Genomic DNA, 26,700 nt, shown 5'->3' with positions numbered 1-26,700 from the left:
GGGCCCGCTTGATCGCTCATCGCTAAAAATCTGACGTCAAAAACAAATTCAGCTTAAAAGTCCAGCTGCGCAAAGGCTAAACTGCCTCCCATTCCGAGACCCTCTTCGTCCGAGCCTGCGAGCCGGTTTGAGCTGACATGACGCGCACCCATGAAATCCGCCCCGACCTGGACGAAGGCATCGACCGCAAGGTGCTCAGCCAGCTGCGCGCGCGCTTTCTCAAGCTCAATGAGGGTCGCCTTGGCCGGGCGCTCGAAGGTCTGTCGAGCCGCCAGCAAGGCGTACTGACCCTGCTGCCACTGTTCTTCCACGTCAATCACCCGCTGTTGCCGGGCTATGTTTCCGGCAGCACCCCAGCCGGGCTGTCCAACTATGAACCGGACGCCAGCGCCCTCACCGAAGCGCAGCGCCTGACCCGTTCGTTCTCCTACAAGCCGCGCCATGGCAGCAACCCGCCTCGGCCGATTCACGGACTGTTTCTGATGGGCAGCCTCGGCACCCTGGCCCAGGCCGATCAGAGCGACATGGACGTGTGGGTCTGCCATGCGCCGGACCTGAGCGACAACGAACTCGCCGAGCTGCGCAAAAAATGCCAGCTCCTCGAAGCCTGGGCCGCGACCCAAGGCGCCGAAGCGCACTTCTTTCTGATCGACCCGGTACGCTTCGTCAAAGGCGAACGCGACACCCAGCTCAGCTCCGAAAACTGCGGCAGCACGCAGCACTATCTGTTGCTGGACGAGTTTTATCGCACCGCGATCTGGCTGGCCGGGCGCACACCGATCTGGTGGCTGGTGCCGGTCTACGAAGAACGCGCTTACGACCTGTACACCCACACTCTGCTGTCCAAGCGTTTCATTCGCGCCGACGAGACGCTTGATCTCGGGCATCTGGCGACAATTCCGCCGGGCGAGTTCATCGGTGCCGGCCTGTGGCAGTTGTTCAAGGGCATCGAGTCGCCCTACAAGTCAGTGCTAAAGCTGTTGCTGACCGAGGTCTACGCCAGCGAACACCCGCAAGTGCAGTGTCTGAGCCTGCGCTACAAGCAGGCCGTGTTCGCCAATCAGCTGGATCTGGATGAGCTGGATCCGTACATGGTGGTGTACCGACGCATCGAGGAATACCTCTGCGCCCGCAACGAGCCGGAGCGTCTGGAGCTGGTGCGGCGCGCGCTGTACCTCAAGGTCAACCGCAAGCTCACCGGCAACAGCCGCACCCAAAGCTGGCAGCGTTCGCTGCTGGAGCGCCTGGCGCACGAATGGCATTGGGATCAGCGGCAACTGGCCTTGCTCGACAGCCGCAGCCAGTGGAAAGTCCGCCAGGTCAGCGCCGAACGCCGCGCCCTGGTCAATGAGCTGAATTACAGCTACCGCTTCCTGACCCAGTTCGCCCGCAGCGAACAGACCGTCAGCCTGATCAACAAGCGCGACCTGAACGTGCTCGGTCGTCGCCTGTACGCCGCGTTCGAGCGCAAGGCCGACAAGGTCGAATTCATCAATCCCGGCATCGCCCCGGATCTGGCCGAAGACACCCTGACGCTGGTGCAATCGCCGAACAAAAAAGAGCCCGGGCAAACCCAGTGGGGTTTGTACAACGGTAGCCTGAACGCGCTGGAGTGGGAGCACTTCGCGCCGATCAAGCGCAGCCGCGAGTTGCTCGAACTGCTGACCTGGTGCCATCGCAACGGCGTAATCGATAGCAGTACGCGCCTGGCGCTGCACCCCGGCACTAGCGATATGAGCGAGTTCGAGTTGTTCAACCTGCTCGGCAGCCTGCAGCAGTGCATCGCCCTGCCCCTGCCGACCGTTGCCGAAGAACGACTGCTGCGCGCTGCGGTGCCGAGCGAAGTGCTGATGCTGGTCAACGTCGGTATCGATCCGCTCAAGCATCACCGCGACCTGAATATCCTGATGACCACCGAGCGCACCGACTCACTGAGTTACGCCGGGGTGCGCGAAAACCTTGTGCTGACCCTCGATCAGGTCACACTCAACAGCTGGAATGAAGTGCTGGTCAACCGTTTCGACGGCCCCCACGCGCTGCTCGATTGCCTGCGCGACTACCTCAACAATCTGCCGCGCGGCGCGCAGCAGCCGTCATTGAAGGTGCGCTGCTTCTGCCACAACCGCGCGCAGTTCATTGCCCGGCGCGTGGAAGAAGTCATCGACACCGCGCAGACCCTGCTGCTCAGCGAGCTCAATCACCGCTACCTGATTCAGGTGCAACAGCACTATCACGTGCTGGAGCTGGTGCCGGGCCAGGTCAACCATGTCGCACTCGCCACACTGCCGGCGCTGCTCGATTATCTGGGCGAAGAACAGCCGCGCTACAGCCCGCTGCACCTGGACCCGATGGCGCTGGAGGATCACGACCTCGCGTTGATCCTGCCGATGGGTCAGCCGGAATCGATTCAGGTGTTCTACCGGATCAGCGAACAACAGGCCGAGCTGTACGTGCTGGATGAGTTCAACGCGCTGTGGCAACAGCATCTGCCGTATCACGATGAACAGAGCCTGCTGGTACCGCTGCAGCGCTTCCTGCAATCGATCCAGTACCGACGCGAAGCGCTGTTGCCGATGGATGGCAGCCCGGCGGTCGGCCTCGACACCTTGTATTACCAGCTATTGCCTTCCGGCCCCGGGCGGGCGCGCCGGGTCGAACCACGACCGGCGCCGCAGACACCGGTCAACAAACCGTTCTACGACGTGCAGGCGATCGTCGGCAAAGCCGCACCGGGCGAGGTGCAGGTCACCTTGTATTGCAATCAACGGGAATTCAGCGAGCTGGAATATGGCGACCAGCTGTTCCACGTGGTCGCCCGGGAGATCGTCGAGCAGCGCCGCGAGACCGAGCGCTATCGCTGCTACATCACCGACCTGAACCTCTCGGGCCTGCTCGGTGATGGTCAGAGTTCAAGCAATTTGTATCTGCGCTACAAGGCCGACCTGGAGCGCGCCCTGAACGAGGCGCTCGAACAGGTCTGAGGCGGGTTACTCCGGAAAATCTCCACCCTTGATCGGTTGCGATTCGACCTCGAGCAAAATCAGTTTCAGGGTTTTGCCACCTGGAGCCGGCCAGTCGATGTGCTGACCAACCTTCAGGCCCAGTAGCGCGCTGCCGACCGGTGCGAGGATCGAGATCTTGCCTTCGTCGGCGTTAGCGTCCTTGGGATAGACCAATGTCAGGTGATAGTCCTTGCCACTGCCCTCTTCGCGGCAGTGCACACGGGAATTCATCGTCACGACATCGGCGGGCACTTCATCGTGGCCGACCAGTGTATCGGCGCGGTCCAGTTCGGTTTGCAGCGCGATCACGCCCGGCGCAGCCTGGTCTTTCCCATTCAGGTTGTCGATCAAGCGCTCCAGACGTTGCACGTCCAGACGGGTAAGAGTGATGGAAGGTGCGGTCATGATCCGGGCAGACTCCTTTCTTCTGCACACAAAAAAAGCAAAACCCCGCCAAAAAAGACGGGGTTTTCACCAGGCCTCGATGGGTTGAGGCGTGTTCGGACACTATCACAGCTCAAAAAATATACAAGTCACCCACTTTTGATCTGGCAAGAACACCTGTGGCGAGGGGATTTATCCCCGATGGGTCGCGCAGCGGCCCCAAGCTTCTGAGACTGCTGCGCAGTCTATCGGGGATAAATCCCCTCACCACAAGGTCGAGTCAAGTCAGGGCTTTTCGTGCGGCAGCCTGCTGGCAGATGATCCGGCGGCGTTGATCGTCTGCCGAGCGCCATTCGCGAATATCCTCGACATGGCGGAAGCAGCCGAGACAAACCTTCTGTTCATCCAGCCGGCACACGCCGCTGCACGGCGAAGGCACGGCCGGGCTGATGTTGCTGTAAAGCGGCTTTGGCGGACGAACAGATGCGCTATCAGTCACGAAATCACAGACCTTCGAAGTCAAATTCGACGCCGGCCTGCTGCTTGACGATGCGTTCGAGCATTTCGCCCAATTGCTCTTCGCTCTTGTCGCACATCCAGCGCTCGCTCTCTTCGTCGTAGTCGAAGTGGAAACCGCCGGACACCGCCGCCAGCCACAGCTGACGCAGGGGCTCCTGACGACTGAAGATCAGTTGCGAGCCGTTTTCAAACTTCACAGTCAGCACACCGGCCGAGCTCTCCAGGTCGATATCCAGGTCGCTTTCATCAAAGATGTCTTCCAGTTTTTCCTGGGTTTCATCGACCAGATCATGGAAACGCGCTTCGGACAAACTCATTGTGGCAACCTCAAAAATGTCGGCTCAGGCTCAAGCGCCGCAAGATACGGACGCTTCCGGCCGATTGCAAAGATTAACGACCAGGCACCTGCCGGCACATCCAACACAACACTTGTGGGAGCGGGCTTGCTCGCGAAGGGGCCGGCACATCCAGCATTTTTCTCGACTGGACCGACGCCTTCGCGGGCAAGCCCGCTCCCACACGGGTTTGTGTGTATTCACAGAGCCCCGCCGGACGGGAACCCCCTCGCATAGGCAAGCTGCCGGGTGGCCGGTATACTCCGGCGCAATTAACGCATTTTCAAGGATTTCGCCATGAAGCGCCTGATCTCTTCCCTTGCTGCGCTCGTCGCGGTTGCCTGCCTCGTTTCGGCCTGTGGTCAAAAAGGCCCGCTGTACCTGCCGGATGACGATCAGGACCCGGCCGAGCAAGCCCAGTCTTCGCAAAAGCAGCCGTCCAAAGCACACAAGCACGACGTTTACCAATAAGGGATCGCCATGGACGCTTTTAACTACCGTGGCGGGGAGCTGTTCGCGGAAGGTGTGGCGCTGTCCGCCATCGCCGACCGCTTCGGCACGCCCACCTATGTTTATTCGCGCGCGCACATCGAAGCCCAGTATCTGGCCTACGCCGACGCGCTGGCCGGCATGCCGCACCTGGTCTGCTACGCCGTCAAAGCCAACTCCAACCTCGGGGTTCTGAATGTCCTGGCCCGTCTCGGCGCCGGTTTCGACATCGTTTCCCGTGGCGAGCTGGAACGTGTACTCGCCGCTGGCGGCAGCGCCGACAAGATCGTGTTCTCCGGCGTCGGCAAGACCCGTGACGACATGCGTCGCGCGCTGGAAGTCGGCGTGCACTGCTTCAACGTCGAATCCACCGACGAACTCGAGCGCCTGCAAGTCGTGGCTGCCGAGCTGGGTGTTCGCGCCCCGGTCTCGCTGCGCGTGAACCCGGACGTCGACGCCGGCACCCACCCGTACATTTCCACCGGTCTCAAAGAGAACAAGTTCGGCATCGCCATTGCCGACGCCGAAGACGTGTACGTGCGTGCCGCGCACCTGCCGAACCTCGAAGTGATCGGTGTCGACTGCCACATCGGCTCGCAACTGACCACCCTGCCGCCGTTCCTCGATGCCCTCGATCGCTTGCTGGATCTGGTCGACCGCCTCGGCGATTGCGGCATCCACCTGCGCCACATCGATCTCGGTGGTGGCCTGGGCGTGCGGTATCGCGATGAAGAGCCGCCGCTGGCCGGCGACTACATCAAGGCCGTGCGCGAGCGTCTGAACGGTCGTGACCTGGCGCTGGTGTTCGAACCGGGCCGCTTCATCGTCGCCAACGCCGGCGTGCTGCTGACCCAGGTCGAGTACCTCAAGCACACCGAACACAAGGATTTCGCCATCGTCGACGCGGCGATGAACGACCTGATCCGCCCGGCGCTGTATCAGGCCTGGATGGACGTCACCGCGGTCAAACCGCGTGACTCCGCTGCGCGCAAATACGACATCGTCGGCCCGATCTGCGAAACCGGCGATTTCCTCGCCAAGGATCGTGAGCTCGCGCTGGAAGAAGGCGACCTGCTGGCCGTGCATTCGGCCGGGGCCTACGGCTTCGTGATGAGTTCCAACTACAACACCCGTGGCCGTGCCGCTGAAGTGTTGGTAGACGGTGATCAGGTTTTTGAAGTGCGCCGCCGCGAAACCGTGGCCGAGCTGTTTGCCGGCGAAAGCCTGCTGCCGGAGTAACCCATGCTGCTGCGTTTTACCAAAATGCACGGCCTGGGCAATGACTTCATGGTTCTCGACCTGGTCAGCCAGCACGCGCATATTCAGCCCAAGCACGCCAAGCAATGGGGCGACCGGCACACCGGTATCGGTTTCGACCAATTGCTGATCGTCGAAGCGCCGAGCAATCCGGACGTGGATTTCCGTTACCGGATCTTCAACTCCGATGGCTCGGAAGTGGAACAGTGCGGCAACGGTGCACGCTGCTTCGCCCGCTTCGTTCTGGACAAGCGTCTGACGGCCAAGCGGCAGATTCGCGTCGAGACCAAGGGCGGCATCATCGAGCTGGACGTGCGTAACGACGGCCAGATCGGGGTGAACATGGGTGCGCCGCGTCTGGTGCCGGCGGACATTCCGTTCGACGCACCGGCGCAGGCCAGCAGCTATCAGCTGGAAGTCGACGGCACCACGGTCGAACTGGCCGCTGTGTCAATGGGCAACCCCCATGCGGTGCTGCGCGTACAGGACATCAACAATGCACCGGTGCATGAACTGGGGCCGAAAATCGAACACCACCCGCGCTTCCCGGCGCGGGTCAACGTCGGTTTCATCCAGGTCATCGACCGCAACCGCGCGCAGTTGCGCGTCTGGGAACGCGGGGCCGGGGAAACCCAGGCCTGCGGCACCGGCGCTTGTGCCGCTGCAGTTGCGGCCATCAGCCAGGGGTGGATGGATTCGCCGCTGTTGATCGACCTGCCCGGCGGGCGTCTGTCCATTGAATGGGCAGGCCCTGGCCACCCGGTGCTGATGACCGGCCCGGCAGTGCGTGTATACGAAGGACAAGTGCGTCTTTGAGTGAGCAGAAGCCATGACCGATAAGCCTCAGGTACCCGCCCGACAGTCCGACGAATCCGCGTCCGAGAGCCTGGAGGCGGCAGCGGTTGCCGCATACCTGGAGGCTCATCCGGACTTCTTCGTCGAGCACGAAGAACTGCTGCCCGCCATGCGCATTCCCCACCAGCGCGGTGACACCGTTTCGCTGGTCGAGCGGCAGATGAGCATCCTGCGCGACCGCAACATCGAGATGCGCCACCGCCTCTCGCAGTTGATGGACGTCGCCCGCGACAACGACCGGCTGTTCGACAAGACCCGCCGCCTGATCCTGTCGCTGATGGACGCGGCCAGTCTGGAAGACGTGGTGATCAGCGTCGAAGACAGCCTGCGCCAGGACTTTCAGGTGCCCTTTGTCAGCCTGATCCTGCTCGGCGACAACCCGGCACCGGTTGGCCGCTGGGTGACACATGCCGACGCGCAAACCGCGATCGGCGGGCTGCTCACCGAAGGCAAGAGCGTCAGCGGCACTCTGCGCGAACATGAGCTGGACTTCCTGTTCGGCGAAGAACAGCGCAAGCAGATCGGCTCCACCGCGGTAGTCGCGGTCAGCCATCAAGGTATCCACGGCATTCTGGCGATCGCCAGCCGTGATCCGCAGCACTACAAGAGTTCGGTGGGTACGCTGTTCCTCAGCTACATCGCTGAAGTCATGGGTCGCGTGCTGCCACGGGTCAACAGCCCCCTGCGCTCGGTACGCTGAGCATGGAACGACAACTGGACGCTTACTGCGAACACCTGCGCAGTGAGCGACAGGTGTCGCCGCACACCCTGTCGGCCTACCGCCGCGACCTCGATAAAGTCCTCGGCTGGTGCCTCAAGCAGAACATTGGCAGTTGGGCGGCGCTGGATATTCAGCGTCTGCGCAGCCTGATCGCCCGCCTGCATGCGCAGGGTCAGTCGTCACGCAGTCTCGCCCGATTGCTTTCAGCGGTGCGCGGGCTCTATCACTATCTGAATCGCGAAGGTCTGTGCGACCACGACCCGGCGACCGGTCTGGCGCCGCCGAAAGGCGAACGGCGCTTGCCGAAAACCCTCGACACCGACCGTGCATTGCAACTGCTGGAAGGTGCGGTCGAGGACGACTTTCTTGCCCGTCGCGATCAGGCGATTCTCGAATTGTTCTATTCCTCGGGCCTGCGCCTGTCCGAGCTGACCGGGCTCAATCTCGATCAGCTGGATCTGGCCGACGGCATGGTTCAAGTGCTCGGCAAGGGCAGCAAGACCCGCCTGCTGCCGGTCGGCAAAAAGGCGCGCGAAGCACTGGAGCAATGGCTGCCGCTGCGGGCCATGACCAACCCGGCCGACGACGCCGTATTCGTCAGCCAACAAGGTCGGCGCCTCGGCCCACGGGCGATTCAGGTGCGAGTAAAACTGGCCGGCGAGCGCGAACTGGGGCAGAACCTGCACCCGCACATGCTGCGGCATTCCTTTGCCAGCCACTTGCTGGAATCCTCGCAGGACCTGCGCGCGGTGCAGGAACTGCTCGGCCACTCGGACATCAAGACCACGCAGATCTACACCCACCTGGACTTCCAGCACCTGGCGGCGGTCTACGACAGCGCCCACCCACGGGCCAAACGAAGCGAAGGCGACGATTCATGAACATCCAGTTGATTACCTTCGACCTCGACGACACCCTGTGGGACACCGCCCCGGTGATCGTCAGCGCCGAAGCGGTATTGCGCCAATGGCTGAGCGAACACGCGCCGAATCTGGGCGCGGTGCCGGTGGAGCATCTGTGGGCGATTCGCGAACGGGTGCTGACCCGCGAGCCGGGCCTCAAGCACCGCATCAGTGCGTTGCGCAGGCGCGTGCTGTTCCACGCACTGGAGGAAGCCGGGTACGCCCACGGCGAAGCTGCGGATCTGGCCGACAAAAGCTTTGAAGTATTCCTGCATGCGCGGCATCAGATCGAGGTGTTCCCGGAGGTCGAACCGACTTTGGAAATCCTCGCCAACCACTACGCCCTCGGCGTGGTCACCAACGGCAACGCCGACGTGCGTCGGCTGGGCCTGGCGGACTACTTCAAGTTTGCCCTGTGCGCCGAAGATATCGGTATCGCCAAGCCGGATGTGCGGTTGTTTCACGAGGCGTTGCAGCGTGGTGGCGCCACAGCCGAAACCGCCGTACATATCGGCGATCATCCCGGCGATGACATTGCCGGGGCGCAACAAGCGGGCATGCGCGCGGTCTGGTTCAACCCGACGGGCAAGGTCTGGGAAGCCGAGCGGCTTCCGGATGCCGAGATCCGTAGCCTGACCGATTTGCCAGCAGTGCTCGCCCGCTGGAATGCCCTCTCGAACTGATCCACTATCCCCTGTGGGAGCGGGCTTGCTCGCGAAGAGGCCGTGTCAGTCGACATACAATTTGAATGACACACCGCCTTCGCGAGCAAGCCCGCTCCCACAGGGGGTTGCGTGTATCCATGACCTCTTTGTTTCAGGCATGAAAAAGCCCGCAGCGACGGCGGGCTTTTTCAGCAAGCAGGTAGCACGCCTCAGATAGGGCGGCTGCCGTACTTGTTATCCGGCTTCTTGGGCGGATCGGCGACCACGTTGGCCTCCACTTCCTGCACCTTGCCGCCGCGCGCAAGGAATTCTTCCATGGCCTTGGCCAGGGCGTCGCGCTCCTTGTTCTTGGCTTCGATGCTCGGCAACTCGTCGACCGACACCGCAGCCTTGGCTTTGCCTTTGGCAGCCGGGGCCGGCGTATCGTCACCGCCATCGTCTTCAGCAACGTCTTCCGCTGCTGCTTCCAGACCGTCCTCGGCCTCGTCTTCGTCGCCTACTTCGAGGTCGTCGTTTTCCAGATCATCGTCGCTCATGTTCTACCTCATGACTTGCGAAAAGCAGATTAGTTATAGACCAGCTTTGGCGACTGTCGAAAGTCGCCGGAAAAAAATCGGTAACCGCGGGTGACCAACGGTTTACGCCCCTTCACCGTGCAGGGTGGCGAGGACTTTACGGGCACCGCCATGATCACGGTGCTCGCCCAGATAAACACCTTGCCAGGTGCCCAGTGCCAGTCGCCCTGCCGAAACCGGCAGACTGATCTGACAGCCAAGTACGCTGGCCTTGAAGTGCGCCGGGAGGTCGTCCAGGCCTTCGTCGTTATGCTCATAGCCGTCTGTTCCTTGTGGGATCAGACGATTGAAAAATCGTTCGAAGTCGCGACGGACCGCCGGATCGGCGTTCTCGTTGATGGTCAACGACGCCGAGGTGTGCTGCAGCCACAAATGCAACAGACCGACCCGGCACGCCTTGAGTTCAGGCAGGCCGGCGAGTAACTCGTCCGTTACCAGATGAAAGCCCCGGGGCCGTGCCCGCAGGGTTATCAGAGTCTGTTGCCACATACAGTTCTCCGCACGTTCGGGGCGCATTCTAGCGCGCTCTGGGAAAAAACAAAGGCCCTAATATTCCTGCAATGATGTAAGCGATTGGCCGCAGAAAAATGCCCGCCGTAAACACGACCAAAGCCGTACGAAAAATCCTTTCAGCCTTCCTTTCAATGACAAATTCCAGACAAAAAAATGCCCGGCGAACCGGGCAAGTTTTTTAATGCGCGTACTTACAGGTTGTAGCCGCGTTCGTTGTGTTGTGCCAGATCCAGACCCACCGACTCTTCTTCCTCGGTCACACGCAGACCCATCACGGCGTCCAGGACCTTGAGGATGATGAAGGTGACGATTGCGGTGTAGATCACCGTGAAGCCGACACCTTTGCACTGAATCCACACTTGAGCGGCGATGTCGGTGACGGTGCCGAAGCCACCCAGCGACGGTGCAGCGAACACACCGGTGAGGATCGCACCGAGGATACCGCCGATACCGTGTACGCCGAACGCGTCCAGAGAGTCGTCATAGCCGAGTTTGCGTTTCAGCGTGGTGGCGCAGAAGAAGCACACCACACCTGCCGCCAGACCGATCACCAGTGCACCCATCGGGCCCACAGTGCCGGCCGCCGGAGTGATTGCCACCAGACCGGCAACCACACCCGAGGCGATGCCCAGTGCACTTGGCTTGCCGTGGGTGATCCACTCGGCAAACATCCAGCCCAGTGCAGCCGCAGCGGTAGCAATCTGAGTGACCAGCATCGCCATGCCGGCGGTGCCGTTGGCGGCTGCGGCGGAACCGGCGTTGAAGCCGAACCAGCCGACCCACAGCATCGCAGCACCCATCAGGGTGTAACCGAGGTTGTGCGGCGCCATCGGAGTGGTCGGGAAGCCTTTGCGCTTGCCCAATACCAGGCACGCAATCAGACCGGCCACACCGGCGTTGATGTGCACCACGGTGCCGCCCGCGAAGTCGAGTACGCCCCAGTCCCACATCAGGCCGCCGTTACCGGACCAGACCATGTGCGCAATCGGTGCGTAGACGAGGGTGAACCAGATGCCCATGAAAATCAGCATCGCGGAGAATTTCATCCGCTCGGCGAACGCACCGACAATCAGCGCCGGGGTGATGATCGCGAAGGTCATCTGGAAGGTGATGAACACCGCCTCGGGGAACAGCGCCGCAGGGCCGGTCAGGCTCGAAGGCGTGACACCGGCGAGGAACGCCTTGCCCATACCGCCGAAGAACGAGTTGAAGTTGACGACGCCCTGCTCCATGCCGGTGGTGTCGAACGCAATGCTGTAGCCATAAATGACCCACAGGATGCTGATCAGACCGGTAATGGCGAAGCACTGCATCATCACGGAAAGAATGTTTTTCGAGCGAACCATGCCGCCGTAAAACAGCGCCAGGCCCGGGATGGTCATGAACAGCACGAGGGCTGTCGAGGTGAGCATCCAGGCGGTGTCGCCGGAATTGAGGACCGGGGCCGCCACTTCGTCTGCCGCCATTGCAAGGCCGGGCATTACGATGGACAACAGGGCTCCTAGCCCTGCGAATTTACGCAGAGTCATATTGTTTTCTCCTGGGGCGTTGGGGTTTGTGGCGGCTTAAATCGCGTCGGTATCGGTTTCGCCGGTACGGATGCGGATCGCCTGTTCCAGATTGACCACGAAGATCTTGCCGTCACCGATCTTGCCGGTGTTGGCCGCTTTGGTTATCGCCTCGATAACCCGATCCAGATCCTTGTCGTCGATGGCCACGTCGATTTTCACCTTGGGCAGAAAATCGACCACATATTCCGCGCCGCGATACAGCTCGGTGTGACCCTTCTGCCGGCCGAAGCCTTTGACTTCAGTAACGGTAATGCCCTGCACGCCGATTTCGGACAGCGACTCGCGCACGTCGTCCAACTTGAACGGCTTGATGATGGCAGTGACTAGCTTCATGAAACTCTCTCCCGAATTGGTGGACTTGCCCCAGGAAAACAAACCCGACTCAAGTCTAAGCGCAGTGCCTGGCTTTGTAACGCATCGTCGGCCTTACCTGCCCGACTGACGCCAGCTAACCGCTGCCGGCGAAACTCCCCGTCCCGCCTGCCGCACTGCATTCGTCACAGCGACTGCATCAGTGCATGGGTCACTACCGACTAAGCAGAAAGCTTGCCATCTCGCCAAATTCCCCAGATTTCAAGCCCTTGGCCGCTGCCACAGGCGCCCGCGCAAAAAAGCCCCGACGGTTACGCACAACAACGGTGCGCTGCCATCCGTCCGCCTGCGCGAAAAGCGTGCATCCGTGCCTGCGTCAATGACTATAGACACTGCGTGATACACTGCCCGCCACTGTTTACAGGACACATTCCATGCTCGCGCCAAAAGACTTCCTCGACGCCCTGAGCGGCACCGCCTCCCGCCTGTTCAGCGGCGACACCCCGCTGCCGAAAGCCGAAATCGAAAGCCAGTTCAAGATGCTGCTGCAGAGTGCGTTCAGCAAACTCGATTTGGTGAGCCGTGAAGAGTTTGATAGTCAGATGGTCGTACTGGCCCGCACTCGTGCCCGCCTCGAGAGCCTCGAAGCGAAAGTTGCCGAGATGGAAGCGAAGCTGACACCGCCCGCTGAATAATCCGCTCCCCCTGTAGGAGCTGCCAAAGGCTGCGATCTTTTGATCTTCAGCCTTTCAATCCTCTCGGCAACGTCCTACAACCTGCACCACCGCCGTCCGATTGCGCCGAAAAGCCCAGGTTTCTAAGCTCACCCCGATGCTGAATGTTCAGCACCGGGTTTGGCGACCTGGACAGCTTAAGGCGCACGACAACCATGATGGCGGCTACATTTACCGCCACATCGTTTCATGGCGGTTGTGCGTGGGAGACCTTCGGGTCTGCCGGGTTCCTTTTGCTCCGGTTCGCCAACCCGCGTACAACTGCCACCCAATCGTTTGGCGACGATTGAGGGCAGCCCTTTAAGCAAGAGGAACTGCTCAATGAATCAAGAAGAGACTTATCTGACCCCGCACATCTTCACCCGCCACAAACTCCCCCTCCACGCCCTCCTCATCCAGAACCAACCCTGGTTCTGCGCCCGAGACCTGAGCCGCCTGCTGCACATCTACCTCAACGAACGCATGCTGCGAAAACTCGACCCCGACCAATACCAAACCCGCAAAACCTTGATCCACAACCAGATCGAAAACACCCTGCTGATCAGCGAATCCGGCATCTACGCCCTCCTCGTCTACCACTACTGCCCCGAATACCGAGCGCTACGCGAATGGCTCACCCACCAGGTCATCCCCACCCTGCGCGACGCCCAACACCCCACCACAAGCGAACGCCCACACCTGAGCCTGCTCAGTTGGCCGGATATGTCATTGAGTTTGTTGCACTGGAATAACCAGCCGTGGATTCGGTTGCAGGATGTGCCGTTGATGATGGTGGAACGGGAACAAACCAAGCGCCCAATGACGGGGCCATGGTGGAAAAGGGCTTCACGGATGCTGCAATCGCTATAAACCCGCATGCCGGAGCTGGGCCCTGCGTAAATCGTAATTCGATTGGAGATTCATCCAGAACTCAGGCGTAGTGTTGAGATGAGTGGCAAGGCTGATTGCCAGATCGGCGCAGATCCTGAGCTGGCATTTCACAAGCTTTTCGATCTCACTTTCGGGCCAGTTCGTGGGCATGGCCAGACCCATGACGGTCATGCCCAACGGCTCCATGAATTCCTTATTCAGAACCTCGCCGGATGAATCGGGCGCATACCATTGCGGTCCATTTTTCGCCTCCAGAAGCTGCATTGAACGGCCAACCTGGAGCATCCGACTCCGCGATACAAGACCGTCGAAACCCTTTCGCCGGCGTCCTACAACTATTAGGGCATGGCCCTACAAAAATCAGCGTCTGCGCCTGATTCCGTGAGTTCTTGGCTGTGATTAGGCTGGTGGCTTTCGCCTGCGCTGGTCGATCCTATTCGTCGAGTTCCAGGCGATACACATTGATCGCCAGACACTCTGGTTCTGGATCCCTCTTGTCTCATTTGCTCAAGCTCAAAGAAAACACGCTGGTTCAGCATCCAGATGGTGGTTACATCTTTGGCACGATCCCCGATATGCCAAAATTCGGCTTGCCAGGCGGGAAGATTTATCTGCGTGTAGGTATTCACCGTCGAGCGAATAGTGGTTTTGGCGTAGTGCACATTTGGGAAGCCCATAGTGCCGATTTGCTCAAGCATGGTTGCCAGACTGCCGATGGGGTAGCAGCGATTGTTGCGAAAATGATCGTCCCGGGAGCACAAATCTATTGTGAGTTCAAAGAACAGCGATGTGGAAACAGGGTCGCGGTACTGAGGACATCTATGGGAACACTGATTCTTGAACCGCGACACGAGCGCGCCACAGGATTTGGTTACTTCGTGGTGACTTGGTACCCGCAAAAACGTGCACATGGCACGTTAGTGGGGCAGATACCACGAGCACCACCAAATCAGAAATAAAAAAGGCGTCCGATGGACGCCTTTCAAGTATTTTTTGAGGAGTAGTCGCAGCGATTCTTTAGCTCCTGGCTTTACGGCCTTGGGTTCAGAATCCGACAGGCTAGCCCGTCGTCACTACTTCAGAGAAACCAGCTTTCTCTGCTGCCAAAAATGCGGGGGAGCTTTTGCTGGTGCCCAGTCCCGACGAATGCGCAGTTGCAGTCCTCGAACGGGATGATCCGTCAATGCCGGTCGAGAGTCAACGGTCCAATTCAGGCAAGCAATGACAGCCCATCGGATCTTGATACGTCTTGTAAACCTCTATTTCAGCACTGAAACCCGGCTCAACTAACCTTCAAAAACCCGCAGGAAGCGGCCCCTCGATTCAACTCAAGGAACGACCATGTCCCTCTCCATCGTCCACAGTCGCGCCCAGATAGGCGTGGATGCTCCCGCCGTCACCGTCGAAGTCCATCTGGCCAACGGTCTGCCGTCGCTGACCATGGTCGGTCTGCCCGAGGCGGCGGTGAAGGAGAGCAAGGACCGGGTGCGCAGCGCGATCATCAATTCCGGGCTGCAGTTTCCGGCGCGGCGCATCACCTTGAATCTGGCGCCAGCGGACTTGCCCAAGGACGGCGGGCGCTTTGATCTGGCGATTGCCTTGGGGATTCTGTCGGCGAGTGTGCAGGTGCCGTGTCTGACGCTGGATGAGGTGGAATGCCTTGGTGAACTGGCGTTGTCCGGCGCTGTGCGGCCGGTGCGCGGGGTGTTGCCGGCGGCACTGGCGGCGCGCAAGGCCGGGCGGGCACTGGTGGTGCCGCGGGCGAATGCCGAGGAAGCGTGCCTTGCTTCGGGTTTGAAGGTGTTTGCGGTGGATCATCTGCTGGAGGCAGTGGCGCATTTCAACGGGCATACGCCGGTCGAGCCTTATGTCTCGGACGGGCTGATCCATGCGGCGAAACCTTATCCCGACCTCAATGAGGTGCAAGGACAGATGGCCGCGAAACGGGCGCTGCTGATTGCGGCGGCGGGCGCGCATAACCTGTTGTTCAGTGGGCCGCCGGGAACGGGCAAGACCTTGTTGGCGAGTCGCTTGCCGGGCCTGCTGCCGCCACTCTCCGAATGCGAGGCGCTGGAAGTGGCGGCGATTCAATCGGTCGCCAGCGGCGTGCCACTGACCCATTGGCCACAACGGCCCTTTCGCCAGCCGCACCACTCGGCCTCCGGGCCGGCACTGGTCGGTGGCAGCTCGAAACCGCAACCCGGCGAGATCACCCTCGCCCACCACGGCGTACTGTTTCTCGATGAGCTGCCGGAGTTCGATCGCAAGGTACTGGAGGTGCTGCGCGAGCCGCTGGAATCCGGGCATATCGTGATTGCCCGAGCCAAGGATCGCGTGCGTTTTCCGGCGCGCTTCCAGTTGGTGGCGGCGATGAATCCGTGCCCTTGTGGATATCTTGGCGAGCCGAGCGGCAAGTGCTCTTGTACACCGGACATGGTGCAGCGCTACCGCAACAAGCTATCGGGGCCGTTGCTGGATCGGATCGATCTGCACCTGACGGTGGCGCGGGAAGCGACGGCGTTGAATCCGGCAGTGAAGCCAGGCGAGGACAGCGCCAGTGCGGCAGCCGTGGTGGCCGAGGCACGCGAACGCCAGCAAAAGCGTCAGCGTTGTGCCAATGCGTTCCTCGATCTGCCAGGCCTGAAGCGGCACTGCCAGTTATCCACAGCCGATGAGAAATGGCTGGAGTCAGCCTGCGAACGGCTGACCTTGTCACTGCGCTCAGCCCATCGTTTGCTCAAGGTCGCCAGAACTCTGGCAGACCTTGAGCAAGTCCATGCAATCAGCCGTGAGCATCTGGCCGAGGCGCTGCAGTACCGTCCGGCGACGCCTTAATGCTCGGTCAGATCCACCAGCGGCGTCTGCCGCACTTCGGTTTCACGCCCGGCCTGGATTTCGCTCACGTGCTTCAACGCATTATCCACAGCGCCTTTGTCTGCCAGCAGGCTGTAGCTGATCTGAAGCTGTTGGCTGGCCTTTGGCGCAATGGTCGGCACCAGGTTCAGCGGACGCTGATAGCGGCGATTGTAGGAAAAGCTGGTGCCTGGCTCAAGGCCCGTGACATAGCCCTGCCCTTGGGTGTCGGTGTTTTTCCACAGGGAAAACACTGGCAGCTGTTGAGTATTGAAGCCAACAGAGACACCGAGGCTGCCAGCCTTGTTGTGCAAAACAGTCAGGGTTTCGCCTTTGGCGTCGGCGTAGGGCACGACGTTATAGACGGTTTCATCGTAGTCCTTGGTTGGACCGCGATAAATCTGCCAGTCCGCCAACTCGGCTTTGGCCTTGTCGTTGAATGGCGAGACCTGTTTCACCGGCGCCGCGAACCGTGCACCCTGCTCGAGGAACGGCGTGCTGAAGTTGCTGTGATACAGCGCCTGGTATTCCTTCGGATAATCGCCGTTGTTGGTCAGCGTATCGTTGAGGGCAAAGCGCACGCTGCCCGGCTCGGTGACCAACTCAGTGACGACCGAGAAGTCGACTTTCTTGAACGCCTGTTCCTTCAGTTCACCGCGCAGACTGATGGCGTAGGGTGGTTTTTCATCGATGTGCAGCGTGACAGTGCTGGCCGGAATGTTCGCGGCGCGGCCGTGCAGGGTCAGCATCTCGCCATTGTCGATGCCCGGATGGCCGACCCATTCGTAACCGCAGCGGGTTACCAGCTCGTTGAAGCCTTCCAGCCAGCCCAGGCCACCGCGTCCATTGAGTTCGATGAAGGCCGGGTTGACCACTTCCTTGACCGGCGAATCCCAACCCATGCGCACGTTGCCGACAGACGCCTGCAGGACATTCATGCCACGGGTCGGCACCACCGAGAGTTTCATCGTGCCGTTATCGATATCGACGATGCTGACACCTTCCTGTCGTCCGCCGTGCAAGGTTCGCAGACTCACGGAGAAAGGCTTGGCGGTTTTCAACCCGAGCTGCTCACTGGTAATGCTCCAGTTTTGCGCGGGCTTGTTGGTATCGAGGAGTACGTAATCCCAGGCCATGGCGTGGGAAGCAGCAGAGAGTGCGCCGAATGCAACGGCGAGTTTGAACGGGGTCATGGCAGCAGCCTTTATTGGAGTTGTGCCATTTTTATAGCGCTGCGGAAACGTTTCAGCAAGAAAAGATGAGAGACATATAGGATGATTTGCCATGGATCGGCGGCGTTGCATTCGCGAGCAGGCTCGCTCCCACAGAGTATTCGGGTGCTCAAACGATTTATGAGCTACCCCGGAAACTGTGGGAGCGAGCCTGCTCGCGAAAGCGATATCAAGGCTGTATTAACGGAAGCGATCAACCTCGGAACGCAGATCCGCCGCCAGCTTTTCAAGCTCTTTGGCGGTGACCGCGAGGTTCGACACCACCTCACGCTGCTCACTGTTGGCCAGCGCAATGCTCTGCAAATTGCTGCTCAACAATGTCGCGGTGCTGCTCTGCTCCTGAGTCGCGGTGGTAATCGCGGCGAACTGCTGCCCTGCCGAACGGCTCTGCTCATCGATCCGCGCCAGCGCCGATGCCACGTTGGCGTTGCGCGACAGGCCTTCCTGCATCAGCAGGTTGCCCTGCTCCATGGTGCTGATGGCATTGCCGGTTTCCTGCTGGATGCTGTGAATCATCCCGGAGATTTCATCGGTGGCCTGACGGGTGCGCGACGCCAGGTTACGCACCTCATCGGCGACCACGGCAAAACCACGGCCCTGTTCACCGGCACGGGCCGCTTCGATAGCCGCGTTGAGCGCCAGCAGGTTGGTCTGTTCGGCAATCGAGGTGATCACACTGACAATGCCGCCGATTTCCTGGGAACGCTGGCCAAGGGTGTTGATCACGGTAGCCGTGGTGTTCAACGCGCCAGCGATTTGCTCAAGCGAGGAAGACGCTTCGTCCATGGAAGTACGACCGATCTGCGTCTGCTGAGCGTTTTCCTGGGCCAGACGCTGGGTGGCACCCATGTTGTCGGCAATGTTCAGCGAGGTGGCGCTGAACTCTTCAACTGCGCCGGCCATGCTGGTGATTTCGCCGGACTGCTGTTCCATGCCTTCGTACGCACCGCCGGACAAACCGGACAGCGCCTGGGCGCGGCTGTTGACCTCTTCCGAGGAGCGGCGGATGTGTTCGACCATCGTCGATAGCGCCTGGCTCATCTGGTTGAACGCACGGGACAACTGTCCGATCTCGTCGTTGCTCGACACGCTCAGGCGCACGCTCAGATCACCTGCGCCCAGCGCTTCGGCCTGACGCACCAGATCACTCAGCGGCGCCAGTTTGCTGCGCAGCAACCACACCACCGAACCCACCGCCAACAGCATCGCCAGCAGGCTGCCGATGGCCAGTTGCGTGCCGACGCTCCAGGTCACCGCGCGAATCTCGGCTTTCGGCATGCTCGCCACTACCGCCCACGGCCCACCGTCGAACGGTACCGAAACACTGTAGAAATCTTCGTTCTTGTCGCCCCAGAACTGACCTTTGCCAGGGGTCTTGGCCAGAGCGCCAATCACCGTAACCGCCTGATCCAGCGCCTGGACACCCGCCGGGGCCACCAACCATTTGTTCTGCTCATCCAGCAGCGCCAGCGAACCGGTCTGGCCGATGCGGAAGCGTTTGAGGTTGTCGAACTGGGCGTTCTGCGCGTCGGTGTAGTCAAAACCAACGAACAACACCGCAATCACCTTGCCGCTGCTGTCGCGCACCGGGGTGTATTGGGTCATGTAGGAGCGATCAAACAGCAACGCGCGGCCGACGTAGCCTTGCCCGGCCATCAACTTCGCATAAGCCGGGTGCGCATGATCGAGCAAAGTGCCGATAGCGCGCGTGCCGTCCTGTTTGGTCAGCGAGGTGCTGACCCGCACGAAGTCTTCGCCGCTACGCACGAACAGCGTGGCAACGCCGGCGGTCATCTGCTTGAACTCGTCGACTTCCTTGAAGTTGTTGTTCAACACTTCGCTGCCCAGGTGCAGGCCCGGGGTCTGGGTGCCGGCGACGTTCACCGGTTCATCCGGGTGAATGCTCAGGCCCGCGCTGAAGCGCTTCTCGAACAGCCCGCTCAGGCGCTGGGTGCTTTCGCGCAGCGTGCCGTGGAAAGTGCTCAACTGGTCGGCCAGCAGCCGCGCCTCACTGGCGAGGTGCTCTTCACGGGTGGCGAGGTTGGCGGAATCCAGCGAACGCAGGGCGAACACCGTACTGCCGCTGATGACGATCGCCAGTATCACAGCGAGCGCGAGGCCCAGCTGCGAGGCGATCCGAGCGCGAGGTTGAGACATGGACAGCTCCTGGCCGAACTTGCCGATCCTCCTTGATCGCAGCTCGGATAATTTTCTAATGGGGGTGAATCGTGGATACCTGCACGGCGGTTCCACATGCACGTATTCGGCGGTAAAGCCGAATACTTGAGCGAACAGCAGGGTTATGGCACAAGGCCGGCATTGTGCGGGCTCGAACGTTTCAGCTCAAGCGCTTGACCACCGGCAGCGCCATGGCGCGCACTTCGCCTTGCAGGAAGTCGCTGAGACGGCGCAAACGTTCACCTCCCGGACGGGTTTTTGGCCATACCAGGTAATAATTCAGTCCGCTGGCGACCGCGGTCGGCCATGGCAGGCTCAGTCTTCCTTGCGCCACATCTTCGGCGACCATCAGCAAGTCACCCATCGACACACCGTAACCGCGCGCTGCGGCGATCATCCCCAGTTCGAGGGTATCGAACACCTGCCCACCCTTGAGCGACACCTGATCGGACAGGCCCATGTGCTCCAGCCAACTGCGCCAGTCGCGCCGATCCGGGGTCGGATGCAGCAACTCCGTGGAGGCCAGCCGCGCCACATCCCACGGCTGGTCATTCAGCAGGTTTGGCGCACCGACCGGGATCAACTCCTCGGGAAACAGCAGGCTGGCCTCCCAGTCCGGCGGGAAGTGCCCATCGCTCAGCAGCACCGCGCAGTCGAAGGGCTCGTTGTTGAAGTCCACCGAGTCCACGTCCATCCAGGCACTGGTCAGTTGCACTTCGTTGCCGGGCTGTAGGTGACGAAAACGGCTGAGCCGGGCCAGCAGCCAGCGCATCGTCAGGGTCGAGGGCGCTTTCATGCGCAGGATGTCGTCTTCGGCGCGCAAGGTGTTGCAGGCGCGCTCCAGCGCCGCAAAACCATCGCGAATGCCGGGCAACAGCATCCGCGCCGATTCCGTCAGTTGCAGGTTGCGCCCACTGCGATGAAACAGCTTGCAGGCAAAGTGTTCCTCCAGCGTCTTGATGTGCCGGCTGACTGCACTCTGGGTGATCGACAACTCCTCGGCCGCCCGGGTGAACGAGCTGTGCCGCGCCGCCGCTTCGAATGCGCGCAGGGCATACAAGGGAGGAAGACGACGGGACATGCACAAAGCTCCTTTGGCGGCATCCGGCCACCCCGGCGAATTTTTCTCATAATGAGTTTTAATCATGCGACCTATCCTTTTTATCCTTTTGTGCAAACCTTTCCAAGCGCCGAGAATCGACGGTCTCTTGTTCCCTCTGATTGATGGGTGGTAATGACCATGCAGCATCCTGTGCGTACCGAACTCTGGGCCATCCTGCGGCTGGCGGGGCCGTTGATTGCTTCGCAGTTGGCGCACATGTTGATGGTGCTGACCGACACCCTGATGATGGCGCGCCTCAGCCCCGAAGCCCTGGCCGGCGGCGGACTGGGGGCAGCGAGTTATTCGTTCGTGTCGATTTTCTGCATCGGCGTGATTGCAGCGGTCGGCACGCTGGTGGCGATCCGTCAGGGCGCCGGCGACATCATCGGCGCGGCACGCCTGACCCAGGCCGGGCTGTGGCTGGCGTGGCTGATGGCGCTGGGCGCCGGGTTGCTGCTGTGGAATTTGAAACCGGTGTTGCTGCTGTTCGGCCAGACCGAAACCAACGTCAACGCCGCTGGACAATTTTTGATCGCTCTGCCCTTCGCCCTGCCCGGCTACCTGAGCTTCATGGCCCTGCGCGGCTTTACCAGTGCAATCGGCCGGGCGACCCCCGTGATGGTCATCAGCCTCGGCGGCACCGTGGCCAACTTCCTGCTCAATTACGCACTGATCACCGGCATGTTCGGCCTGCCGAAACTGGGGTTGACCGGCATCGGTCTGGTCACGGCAATCGTTGCCAACTGCATGGCGCTGGCCCTCGCCTGGCACATTCGCCGGCACCCGGCCTACGACGCCTACCCATTGCGCGCCGGCCTGTCACGGCCAAATCGTCAGTATCTGAAAGAACTGTGGCGCCTCGGCCTGCCGATTGGCGGCACCTACGCGGTGGAAGTCGGACTGTTTGCCTTCGCGGCGCTGTGCATGGGCACCATGGGCAGCACGCAACTCGGCGCACACCAGATCGCTCTGCAGATCGTTTCGGTGGCGTTCATGGTGCCGGCGGGGATGTCCTACGCGATCACCATGCGCGTCGGCCAGCACTACGGCGCCGGGCAACTGAGCGACGCGCGGATGTCCGGCCGGGTCGGCATCGTTTTCGGTGCGGTGGTGATGCTGGGTTTTGCGATGGTGTTCTGGCTGCTGCCGAATCAACTTGTCGGGCTGTTCCTCAATCACAACGACCCGGCGTTTGCCGAAGTCATTCGTCTGGCGGTGAGCCTGTTGGCGGTGGCGGCATGGTTCGAATTGTTTGACGGCACGCAGACCATCGCCATGGGCTGCATCCGCGGGCTCAAGGATGCGAAAACCACGTTTCTGGTCGGCCTCGCTTGTTATTGGTTGATTGGCGCACCGGCGGCGTGGTGGATGGCGTTCCACCTGAACTGGGGGCCGACGGGCGTCTGGTGGGGTCTGGCGCTGGGCCTGGCCTGCGCGGCAGTGAGCCTGACCCTGGCGTTTGAATGGAAGATGAAGCGGATGATTCAGCGCGAACCTCTGTCATCAAACCAGTACACAGTCGCTCAGGCAGACTGAGATTCCCTTGTGGGAGCGGGCTTGCTCGCGAAAGCGGTGGGTCAGGCAGCCTATGCTTTGACTGACACGACGCCTTCGCGAGCAAGCCCGCTCCCACAGGGATTCATGCCTAACCCGGAGATTGCGTTCAGCTCACGATTTCGAGGGCTGGCTGCTGGCTAGAGCCGAAGGTCAGGTATTCAACCAGCTCTGCCAACGGCAACGGCCGGCTGATCAGATAACCCTGCACCTGATCACAGCCAAACCCGCGCAATAACTCCAGTTGCTCAGGGGTTTCCACCCCCTCGGCCACCACTTCCAGATGCAGGTTATGCGCGAGGTTGATCATCGCGTGCACCAGTTTGCGGTTCTCTTCGCGCTGCTCCATGCCGCCGACAAAGCTTTTGTCGATCTTCAGCAAGGTGATCGGCAGGCTGTTGAGGTGCACGAACGACGAGAAACCGGTGCCAAAGTCATCCAGTGAGAAACGCACGCCGAGACGGCCGAGGGCGTCCATGGTCTGTTTGACCAGATCGCTGCGGCGCATGACGGCGGTTTCGGTGAGTTCAAATTCCAGCCACTGCGCCTCGACCCCACGCTCGGCAATCAGCCGACTGAGCGTCGGCAGCAACTGGCTGTCCTGAAACTGGCGGAACGACAGGTTGATCGCCATGTGCAGCGCCGGCAGCCCGCGCTCGCGCAGTGCCTGCATGTCGCGCAACGCGCGGGAAATCACCCAGTAGCCCAGCGGCACGATCAGACCGCTCTGCTCGGCCAGCGGCACGAATTCGCTCGGTGGCAGCAGACCGCGCTCGCCATGGCGCCAGCGCACCAGGGCTTCGAGGCCGACGATCTGCCCGTCTGCAAGATTCAGCCGTGGCTGGTAGTGCAACTCCAGCTCATCGCGGCGCAAGGCCCGGCGCAGCTCACTTTCGAGGTCGGCCATGCTCCGTGCGTTGCGGTTGATGCGTTCGTTGAAGATATGGAAGGTGCAGCCCTGCGTGCTCTTGGCCTGCTGCATGGCAATGTGCGCGTGCCACATCAGTGGGTCGGCACCACCCTGTGCACGGGCATGGGCGATGCCGAGGCTGGAGCCGATCAACAGGCTTTCGCCATCGACCCAATACGGTTCGGCCAGGGCTTCGGTAATGCGTTCGGCCATCCACTCGGCGCGTTGCGGCGCGCGGCGGGTGTCGATCAGCAAGGCAAACTCGTCGCTGCCCAGGCGCGCCAGTTGATCCCCGGCCTCAAGCTGACTTTTCAGCCGCGCGACGACTTGCAGGATCAAGCGATCGCCGGCCTGATGACCGAGGGCGTCGTTGGCGTGACGGAAGTTGTCGAGATCGAGATGCCCGAGGGCCAGACCACGGCCGTCGTTTTCCGCCAGGCGCGCCGCGAGCAGGGTCTGGAAGCCCTGGCGGTTGGCGATGCCGGTCAGAGGATCCTGTTCGGCCAGGCGTTGCAGGGTGTTTTCGAGGACGCCGCGTTCACGCACATGGCGCAGACAACGGCGCAGCATGCCGGCGTCGAGGGCGTCGAACACCAGCCAGTCGCTGACACCAACCGGCGCGGTGACCGGCTCGTGATCCAGCAGCAACACCGTCGGCAGGCTGCAACGGCCCGGGGCCGGCTGCAACGCGGGAACGGTCAACAACACCGCGTGACGATTGTCTTCGAACAGACTGCTGACCGACTCCCAGCTCGGCGCACTGATCAGCACCGCCGCGCTCCCCATCGGAGCCAGACACTCGCGCAATAACGCTGTCCACGCTGGCTCTTCGGCCAGTAGCAGCAAACGCAAGGGTTCGACAGGCGTAGACAAGCTAGCTCCCTAGACTCTGCAATGATGTGGGCGGGGCATTATGCCGTTGCGATGTTCAATGACAACGATTATCAGAACGTTATTTTGTGTCACGAATGAGAACATTAGCCGCAAAATCACCGTGTATCCTCCGCGAAAGTAACAAAACCGGCAAATTTGAATCGCGTGGTACGTCACAAGTCGGACAGAGCAGCACAAATCGCTGAGCCTGTTAAAATGCCGGCCCATTTCGTCAACGACTCCCGAATTTTCGTATGTCCCGACTCAATCCCCGGCAGCAAGAAGCCGTGAACTACGTCGGCGGCCCTCTATTGGTGCTCGCCGGCGCTGGCTCCGGCAAGACCAGCGTGATTACCCGCAAGATCGCGCACCTGATCCAGAACTGTGGCATCCGCGCCCAGTACATCGTCGCCATGACCTTTACCAACAAGGCTGCGCGCGAGATGAAGGAGCGGGTCGGCACCCTGCTGCGTGCAGGCGAAGGTCGCGGCCTGACGGTCTGCACCTTCCACAACCTGGGCCTGAACATCATCCGCAAGGAGCATGCGCGGCTGGGCTACAAACCCGGCTTCTCGATCTTTGACGAGACCGACGTCAAAGCCCTGATGACCGACATCATGCAGAAGGAATACGCAGGCGACGACGGCGTCGACGAGATCAAGAACATGATCGGCGCCTGGAAAAACGACCTGATCCTGCCGGCCCAGGCGCTGGAAAACGCGCGCAATCCGAAAGAACAGACTGCCGCCATCGTCTACACCCACTATCAGCGCACGCTCAAGGCGTTCAACGCGGTGGACTTCGACGACCTGATCCTGCTGCCGGTAAAGCTCTTCGAAGAGCACGCCGACATTCTCGAAAAGTGGCAGAACAAGGTGCGTTACCTGCTGGTCGACGAATACCAGGACACCAACGCCAGCCAGTACCTGCTGGTGAAGATGCTGATCGGCAAGCGCAATCAGTTCACCGTGGTGGGTGACGACGACCAGTCGATCTACGCCTGGCGCGGCGCACGGCCGGAAAACCTGATGCTGCTCAAGGACGACTACCCGTCCCTGAAAGTGGTGATGCTCGAGCAGAACTACCGCTCCACCAGCCGCATCCTGCGTTGCGCCAACGTGCTGATCTCGAACAACCCGCACGAATTCGAAAAACAGCTGTGGAGTGAGATGGGCCACGGCGACGAGATCCGCGTGATCCGCTGCCGCAACGAGGACGCCGAAGCCGAGCGCGTGGCCATGGAAATCCTCAGCCTGCACTTGCGTACCGACCGCCCGTACAGCGATTTCGCGATCCTCTATCGCGGCAACTACCAGGCCAAGCTGATCGAACTGAAGTTGCAGCACCACCAGGTGCCGTACCGCCTGAGCGGCGGCAACAGCTTCTTTGGCCGTCAGGAAGTGAAGGACCTGATGGCCTACTTCCGCCTGATCGTGAACCCGGACGACGACAACGCCTTCCTGCGCGTGATCAACGTGCCGCGCCGGGAAATCGGCTCGACCACCCTCGAAAAACTCGGCAACTACGCCACCGAACGCAAGATCTCGATGTACGCCGCCACCGACGAAATCGGTCTGGGCGAGCATCTCGACAGCCGCTTCACCGATCGCCTGTCGCGCTTCAAGCGCTTCATGGACAAGGTGCGCGAGCAGTGTGCCGGCGAAGACCCGATCTCGGCCCTGCGCAGCATGGTCATGGACATCGACTACGAGAACTGGCTGCGCACCAACAGTTCCAGCGACAAGGCTGCGGACTACCGGATGAGCAACGTCTGGTTTCTGATCGAGGCCTTGAAGAACACCCTGGAAAAAGACGAAGACGGCGAAATGACCGTCGAGGACGCCATTGGCAAACTGGTCCTGCGCGACATGCTCGAGCGTCAGCAGGAAGAAGAGGATGGCGCCGAAGGCGTGCAGATGATGACCCTGCATGCGTCCAAGGGCCTGGAATTCCCTTACGTATTCATCATGGGCATGGAAGAGGAAATCCTCCCGCACCGCTCCAGCATCGAAGCCGACACCATCGAAGAAGAACGCCGCCTGGCCTACGTGGGCATCACCCGCGCGCGTCAGACCCTGGCGTTCACCTTCGCCGCCAAGCGCAAACAGTACGGCGAGATCATCGACTGCGCGCCAAGCCGCTTCCTCGATGAGCTGCCGCCGGACGACCTGGCGTGGGAAGGCAACGACGACACACCGACCGAAGTCAAAGCCGTGCGCGGCAATAGCGCATTGGCTGATATACGCGCGATGTTAAAGCGCTAGAATTGACCACTTTTTTAAAGCTTAGGGCGC

At 60.9% G+C, this 26,700-nt stretch carries 25 protein-coding genes; 13 read left to right on the top strand and 12 right to left on the bottom strand.

What is annotated here, in order from left to right; all coding sequences use genetic code 11:
* Nucleotides 1–137 precede the first annotated feature (137 nt).
* Nucleotides 138–2,981 carry a class I adenylate cyclase gene (locus V3W27_RS02055; RefSeq protein WP_330205805.1) on the top strand — a complete coding sequence of 948 codons (2,844 nt, stop codon included), beginning with the start codon at nucleotides 138–140 and terminating at the stop codon, nucleotides 2,979–2,981.
* Nucleotides 2,982–2,987: 6 nt separating this feature from the next.
* Here V3W27_RS02055 and rnk read toward each other — a convergent pair whose 3' ends face one another.
* The 3 genes from rnk to cyaY form a co-directional block, all read right to left on the bottom strand.
* Complete coding sequence (gene rnk, locus V3W27_RS02050) at nucleotides 2,988–3,407, bottom strand: nucleoside diphosphate kinase regulator (RefSeq protein WP_330205804.1); 420 nt, start codon at nucleotides 3,405–3,407, stop codon at nucleotides 2,988–2,990.
* A 259-nt stretch (nucleotides 3,408–3,666) separates the two neighbouring features.
* Nucleotides 3,667–3,885, bottom strand: a complete 219-nt coding sequence (locus V3W27_RS02045; protein ID WP_096796106.1) for a DUF1289 domain-containing protein — start codon at nucleotides 3,883–3,885, stop codon at nucleotides 3,667–3,669.
* A 4-nt stretch (nucleotides 3,886–3,889) separates the two neighbouring features.
* The gene (cyaY, locus tag V3W27_RS02040; RefSeq protein WP_047596732.1) at nucleotides 3,890–4,222 is read right to left on the bottom strand and encodes an iron donor protein CyaY; all 333 of its coding nucleotides are present in this window, start codon (nucleotides 4,220–4,222) and stop codon (nucleotides 3,890–3,892) included.
* A gap of 315 nt (nucleotides 4,223–4,537) precedes the next feature.
* Between cyaY and lptM the strand changes: the two genes are divergently transcribed.
* Genes lptM through V3W27_RS02010 form a run of 6 tightly spaced genes read left to right on the top strand, consistent with a single transcriptional unit; the run spans nucleotide 4,538 to nucleotide 9,147 of the window.
* The gene (gene lptM / locus V3W27_RS02035; protein WP_007911098.1) at nucleotides 4,538–4,711 is read left to right on the top strand and encodes an LPS translocon maturation chaperone LptM; all 174 of its coding nucleotides are present in this window, start codon (nucleotides 4,538–4,540) and stop codon (nucleotides 4,709–4,711) included.
* A gap of 9 nt (nucleotides 4,712–4,720) precedes the next feature.
* On the top strand, nucleotides 4,721–5,968 hold the full coding sequence (lysA, locus tag V3W27_RS02030; protein ID WP_027610442.1) for a diaminopimelate decarboxylase: 1,248 nt from the start codon (nucleotides 4,721–4,723) through the stop codon (nucleotides 5,966–5,968).
* Between the two features lie 3 nt (nucleotides 5,969–5,971).
* The gene (gene dapF / locus V3W27_RS02025; RefSeq protein WP_027610441.1) at nucleotides 5,972–6,802 is read left to right on the top strand and encodes a diaminopimelate epimerase; all 831 of its coding nucleotides are present in this window, start codon (nucleotides 5,972–5,974) and stop codon (nucleotides 6,800–6,802) included.
* Between the two features lie 13 nt (nucleotides 6,803–6,815).
* Nucleotides 6,816–7,541, top strand: a complete 726-nt coding sequence (locus V3W27_RS02020; protein ID WP_096796105.1) for a DUF484 family protein — start codon at nucleotides 6,816–6,818, stop codon at nucleotides 7,539–7,541.
* Nucleotides 7,542–7,543: 2 nt separating this feature from the next.
* Nucleotides 7,544–8,443: a tyrosine recombinase XerC gene (gene xerC, locus V3W27_RS02015; protein ID WP_330205803.1), complete on the top strand. Its 900-nt coding sequence runs from the start codon at nucleotides 7,544–7,546 to the stop codon at nucleotides 8,441–8,443.
* The gene (locus V3W27_RS02010) at nucleotides 8,440–9,147 is read left to right on the top strand and encodes an HAD family hydrolase (protein WP_330205802.1); all 708 of its coding nucleotides are present in this window, start codon (nucleotides 8,440–8,442) and stop codon (nucleotides 9,145–9,147) included. The genes xerC and V3W27_RS02010 overlap by 4 nt, the downstream gene beginning before the upstream one ends.
* A gap of 191 nt (nucleotides 9,148–9,338) precedes the next feature.
* On the opposite strand, the gene sutA is transcribed toward V3W27_RS02010, so the two are convergent.
* The 4 genes from sutA to glnK form a co-directional block, all read right to left on the bottom strand.
* Nucleotides 9,339–9,665, bottom strand: a complete 327-nt coding sequence (sutA, locus tag V3W27_RS02005) for a transcriptional regulator SutA (RefSeq protein ID WP_007951900.1) — start codon at nucleotides 9,663–9,665, stop codon at nucleotides 9,339–9,341.
* A gap of 102 nt (nucleotides 9,666–9,767) precedes the next feature.
* Nucleotides 9,768–10,193, bottom strand: a complete 426-nt coding sequence (locus V3W27_RS02000; protein ID WP_003229414.1) for a secondary thiamine-phosphate synthase enzyme YjbQ — start codon at nucleotides 10,191–10,193, stop codon at nucleotides 9,768–9,770.
* A gap of 215 nt (nucleotides 10,194–10,408) precedes the next feature.
* Entirely contained in the window at nucleotides 10,409–11,746 is a 1,338-nt protein-coding gene (locus V3W27_RS01995; protein ID WP_027610437.1) for an ammonium transporter, read from the bottom strand.
* Between the two features lie 36 nt (nucleotides 11,747–11,782).
* Entirely contained in the window at nucleotides 11,783–12,121 is a 339-nt protein-coding gene (gene glnK, locus V3W27_RS01990) for a P-II family nitrogen regulator (RefSeq protein WP_002555808.1), read from the bottom strand.
* 413 nt (nucleotides 12,122–12,534) lie between these two features.
* Between glnK and V3W27_RS01985 the strand changes: the two genes are divergently transcribed.
* Both V3W27_RS01985 and V3W27_RS01980 read left to right on the top strand, forming a co-directional pair.
* Nucleotides 12,535–12,795 (top strand): accessory factor UbiK family protein, encoded by a 261-nt coding sequence (locus tag V3W27_RS01985; protein ID WP_007920416.1) that lies wholly within the window; start codon nucleotides 12,535–12,537, stop codon nucleotides 12,793–12,795.
* 360 nt (nucleotides 12,796–13,155) lie between these two features.
* Nucleotides 13,156–13,683 carry a BRO-N domain-containing protein gene (locus V3W27_RS01980; protein ID WP_247267217.1) on the top strand — a complete coding sequence of 176 codons (528 nt, stop codon included), beginning with the start codon at nucleotides 13,156–13,158 and terminating at the stop codon, nucleotides 13,681–13,683.
* Here the strand turns inward: V3W27_RS01980 and V3W27_RS01975 are convergent.
* Nucleotides 13,678–13,968 carry a HigA family addiction module antitoxin gene (locus tag V3W27_RS01975; protein WP_247267216.1) on the bottom strand — a complete coding sequence of 97 codons (291 nt, stop codon included), beginning with the start codon at nucleotides 13,966–13,968 and terminating at the stop codon, nucleotides 13,678–13,680. The two genes, V3W27_RS01980 and V3W27_RS01975, sit on opposite strands and share 6 nt — an antisense overlap.
* A gap of 230 nt (nucleotides 13,969–14,198) precedes the next feature.
* Here V3W27_RS01975 and V3W27_RS01970 point away from each other — a divergent pair, with 230 nt between their 5' ends.
* Entirely contained in the window at nucleotides 14,199–14,663 is a 465-nt protein-coding gene (locus V3W27_RS01970; protein WP_073470953.1) for a hypothetical protein, read from the top strand.
* A gap of 382 nt (nucleotides 14,664–15,045) precedes the next feature.
* Nucleotides 15,046–16,539 (top strand): YifB family Mg chelatase-like AAA ATPase, encoded by a 1,494-nt coding sequence (locus tag V3W27_RS01965; protein WP_330205801.1) that lies wholly within the window; start codon nucleotides 15,046–15,048, stop codon nucleotides 16,537–16,539.
* Here the strand turns inward: V3W27_RS01965 and V3W27_RS01960 are convergent.
* From V3W27_RS01960 to V3W27_RS01950, 3 genes are all read right to left on the bottom strand, one after another.
* The gene (locus V3W27_RS01960; RefSeq protein ID WP_330205800.1) at nucleotides 16,536–17,750 is read right to left on the bottom strand and encodes an aldose 1-epimerase family protein; all 1,215 of its coding nucleotides are present in this window, start codon (nucleotides 17,748–17,750) and stop codon (nucleotides 16,536–16,538) included. The two genes, V3W27_RS01965 and V3W27_RS01960, sit on opposite strands and share 4 nt — an antisense overlap.
* A gap of 219 nt (nucleotides 17,751–17,969) precedes the next feature.
* Entirely contained in the window at nucleotides 17,970–19,946 is a 1,977-nt protein-coding gene (locus V3W27_RS01955) for a methyl-accepting chemotaxis protein (RefSeq protein WP_247267214.1), read from the bottom strand.
* Nucleotides 19,947–20,127: 181 nt separating this feature from the next.
* Nucleotides 20,128–21,048 (bottom strand): LysR substrate-binding domain-containing protein, encoded by a 921-nt coding sequence (locus tag V3W27_RS01950; protein WP_210556344.1) that lies wholly within the window; start codon nucleotides 21,046–21,048, stop codon nucleotides 20,128–20,130.
* A 159-nt stretch (nucleotides 21,049–21,207) separates the two neighbouring features.
* On the opposite strand from V3W27_RS01950, the gene V3W27_RS01945 reads away from it, so the two are divergent.
* Nucleotides 21,208–22,605 (top strand): NorM family multidrug efflux MATE transporter, encoded by a 1,398-nt coding sequence (locus tag V3W27_RS01945; RefSeq protein WP_330205799.1) that lies wholly within the window; start codon nucleotides 21,208–21,210, stop codon nucleotides 22,603–22,605.
* 127 nt (nucleotides 22,606–22,732) lie between these two features.
* On the opposite strand, the gene V3W27_RS01940 is transcribed toward V3W27_RS01945, so the two are convergent.
* Nucleotides 22,733–24,406 (bottom strand): putative bifunctional diguanylate cyclase/phosphodiesterase, encoded by a 1,674-nt coding sequence (locus V3W27_RS01940; RefSeq protein ID WP_097089513.1) that lies wholly within the window; start codon nucleotides 24,404–24,406, stop codon nucleotides 22,733–22,735.
* 254 nt (nucleotides 24,407–24,660) lie between these two features.
* Here V3W27_RS01940 and rep point away from each other — a divergent pair, with 254 nt between their 5' ends.
* Nucleotides 24,661–26,670 (top strand): DNA helicase Rep, encoded by a 2,010-nt coding sequence (gene rep / locus V3W27_RS01935; RefSeq protein WP_027610430.1) that lies wholly within the window; start codon nucleotides 24,661–24,663, stop codon nucleotides 26,668–26,670.
* The last annotated feature ends 30 nt before the right edge of the window (nucleotides 26,671–26,700 follow it).

This window comes from Pseudomonas sp. AM14(2022) (assembly GCF_036346455.1).
Taxonomy (GTDB): Bacteria; Pseudomonadota; Gammaproteobacteria; order Pseudomonadales; family Pseudomonadaceae; genus Aquipseudomonas; species Aquipseudomonas putida_A.
Note: the sequence above shows the minus strand (reverse complement) of the source record. Positions and strands in the feature narration are given on the sequence as shown.

Bases quoted from the DNA above. Each gene is read 5' to 3' on its own strand.
- glnK (WP_002555808.1), bottom strand. From the start codon at position 12,121: ATGAAGCTAGTCACTGCCATCATCAAGCCGTTCAAGTTGGACGACGTG.
- V3W27_RS01975 (WP_247267216.1), bottom strand. From the start codon at position 13,968: ATGCAGCTTCTGGAGGCGAAAAATGGACCGCAATGGTATGCGCCCGAT.
- V3W27_RS02010 (WP_330205802.1), top strand. From the start codon at position 8,440: ATGAACATCCAGTTGATTACCTTCGACCTCGACGACACCCTGTGGGAC.
- lptM (WP_007911098.1), top strand. From the start codon at position 4,538: ATGAAGCGCCTGATCTCTTCCCTTGCTGCGCTCGTCGCGGTTGCCTGC.
- V3W27_RS01985 (WP_007920416.1), top strand. From the start codon at position 12,535: ATGCTCGCGCCAAAAGACTTCCTCGACGCCCTGAGCGGCACCGCCTCC.
- V3W27_RS02000 (WP_003229414.1), bottom strand. From the start codon at position 10,193: ATGTGGCAACAGACTCTGATAACCCTGCGGGCACGGCCCCGGGGCTTT.
- V3W27_RS01980 (WP_247267217.1), top strand. From the start codon at position 13,156: ATGAATCAAGAAGAGACTTATCTGACCCCGCACATCTTCACCCGCCAC.
- sutA (WP_007951900.1), bottom strand. From the start codon at position 9,665: ATGAGCGACGATGATCTGGAAAACGACGACCTCGAAGTAGGCGACGAA.
- lysA (WP_027610442.1), top strand. From the start codon at position 4,721: ATGGACGCTTTTAACTACCGTGGCGGGGAGCTGTTCGCGGAAGGTGTG.
- cyaY (WP_047596732.1), bottom strand. From the start codon at position 4,222: ATGAGTTTGTCCGAAGCGCGTTTCCATGATCTGGTCGATGAAACCCAG.
- V3W27_RS02055 (WP_330205805.1), top strand. From the start codon at position 138: ATGACGCGCACCCATGAAATCCGCCCCGACCTGGACGAAGGCATCGAC.
- V3W27_RS01960 (WP_330205800.1), bottom strand. From the start codon at position 17,750: ATGACCCCGTTCAAACTCGCCGTTGCATTCGGCGCACTCTCTGCTGCT.
- V3W27_RS01965 (WP_330205801.1), top strand. From the start codon at position 15,046: ATGTCCCTCTCCATCGTCCACAGTCGCGCCCAGATAGGCGTGGATGCT.
- xerC (WP_330205803.1), top strand. From the start codon at position 7,544: ATGGAACGACAACTGGACGCTTACTGCGAACACCTGCGCAGTGAGCGA.
- rnk (WP_330205804.1), bottom strand. From the start codon at position 3,407: ATGACCGCACCTTCCATCACTCTTACCCGTCTGGACGTGCAACGTCTG.
- rep (WP_027610430.1), top strand. From the start codon at position 24,661: ATGTCCCGACTCAATCCCCGGCAGCAAGAAGCCGTGAACTACGTCGGC.
- V3W27_RS01995 (WP_027610437.1), bottom strand. From the start codon at position 11,746: ATGACTCTGCGTAAATTCGCAGGGCTAGGAGCCCTGTTGTCCATCGTA.
- V3W27_RS01955 (WP_247267214.1), bottom strand. From the start codon at position 19,946: ATGTCTCAACCTCGCGCTCGGATCGCCTCGCAGCTGGGCCTCGCGCTC.
- V3W27_RS01950 (WP_210556344.1), bottom strand. From the start codon at position 21,048: ATGTCCCGTCGTCTTCCTCCCTTGTATGCCCTGCGCGCATTCGAAGCG.
- V3W27_RS02020 (WP_096796105.1), top strand. From the start codon at position 6,816: ATGACCGATAAGCCTCAGGTACCCGCCCGACAGTCCGACGAATCCGCG.
- dapF (WP_027610441.1), top strand. From the start codon at position 5,972: ATGCTGCTGCGTTTTACCAAAATGCACGGCCTGGGCAATGACTTCATG.
- V3W27_RS01945 (WP_330205799.1), top strand. From the start codon at position 21,208: ATGCAGCATCCTGTGCGTACCGAACTCTGGGCCATCCTGCGGCTGGCG.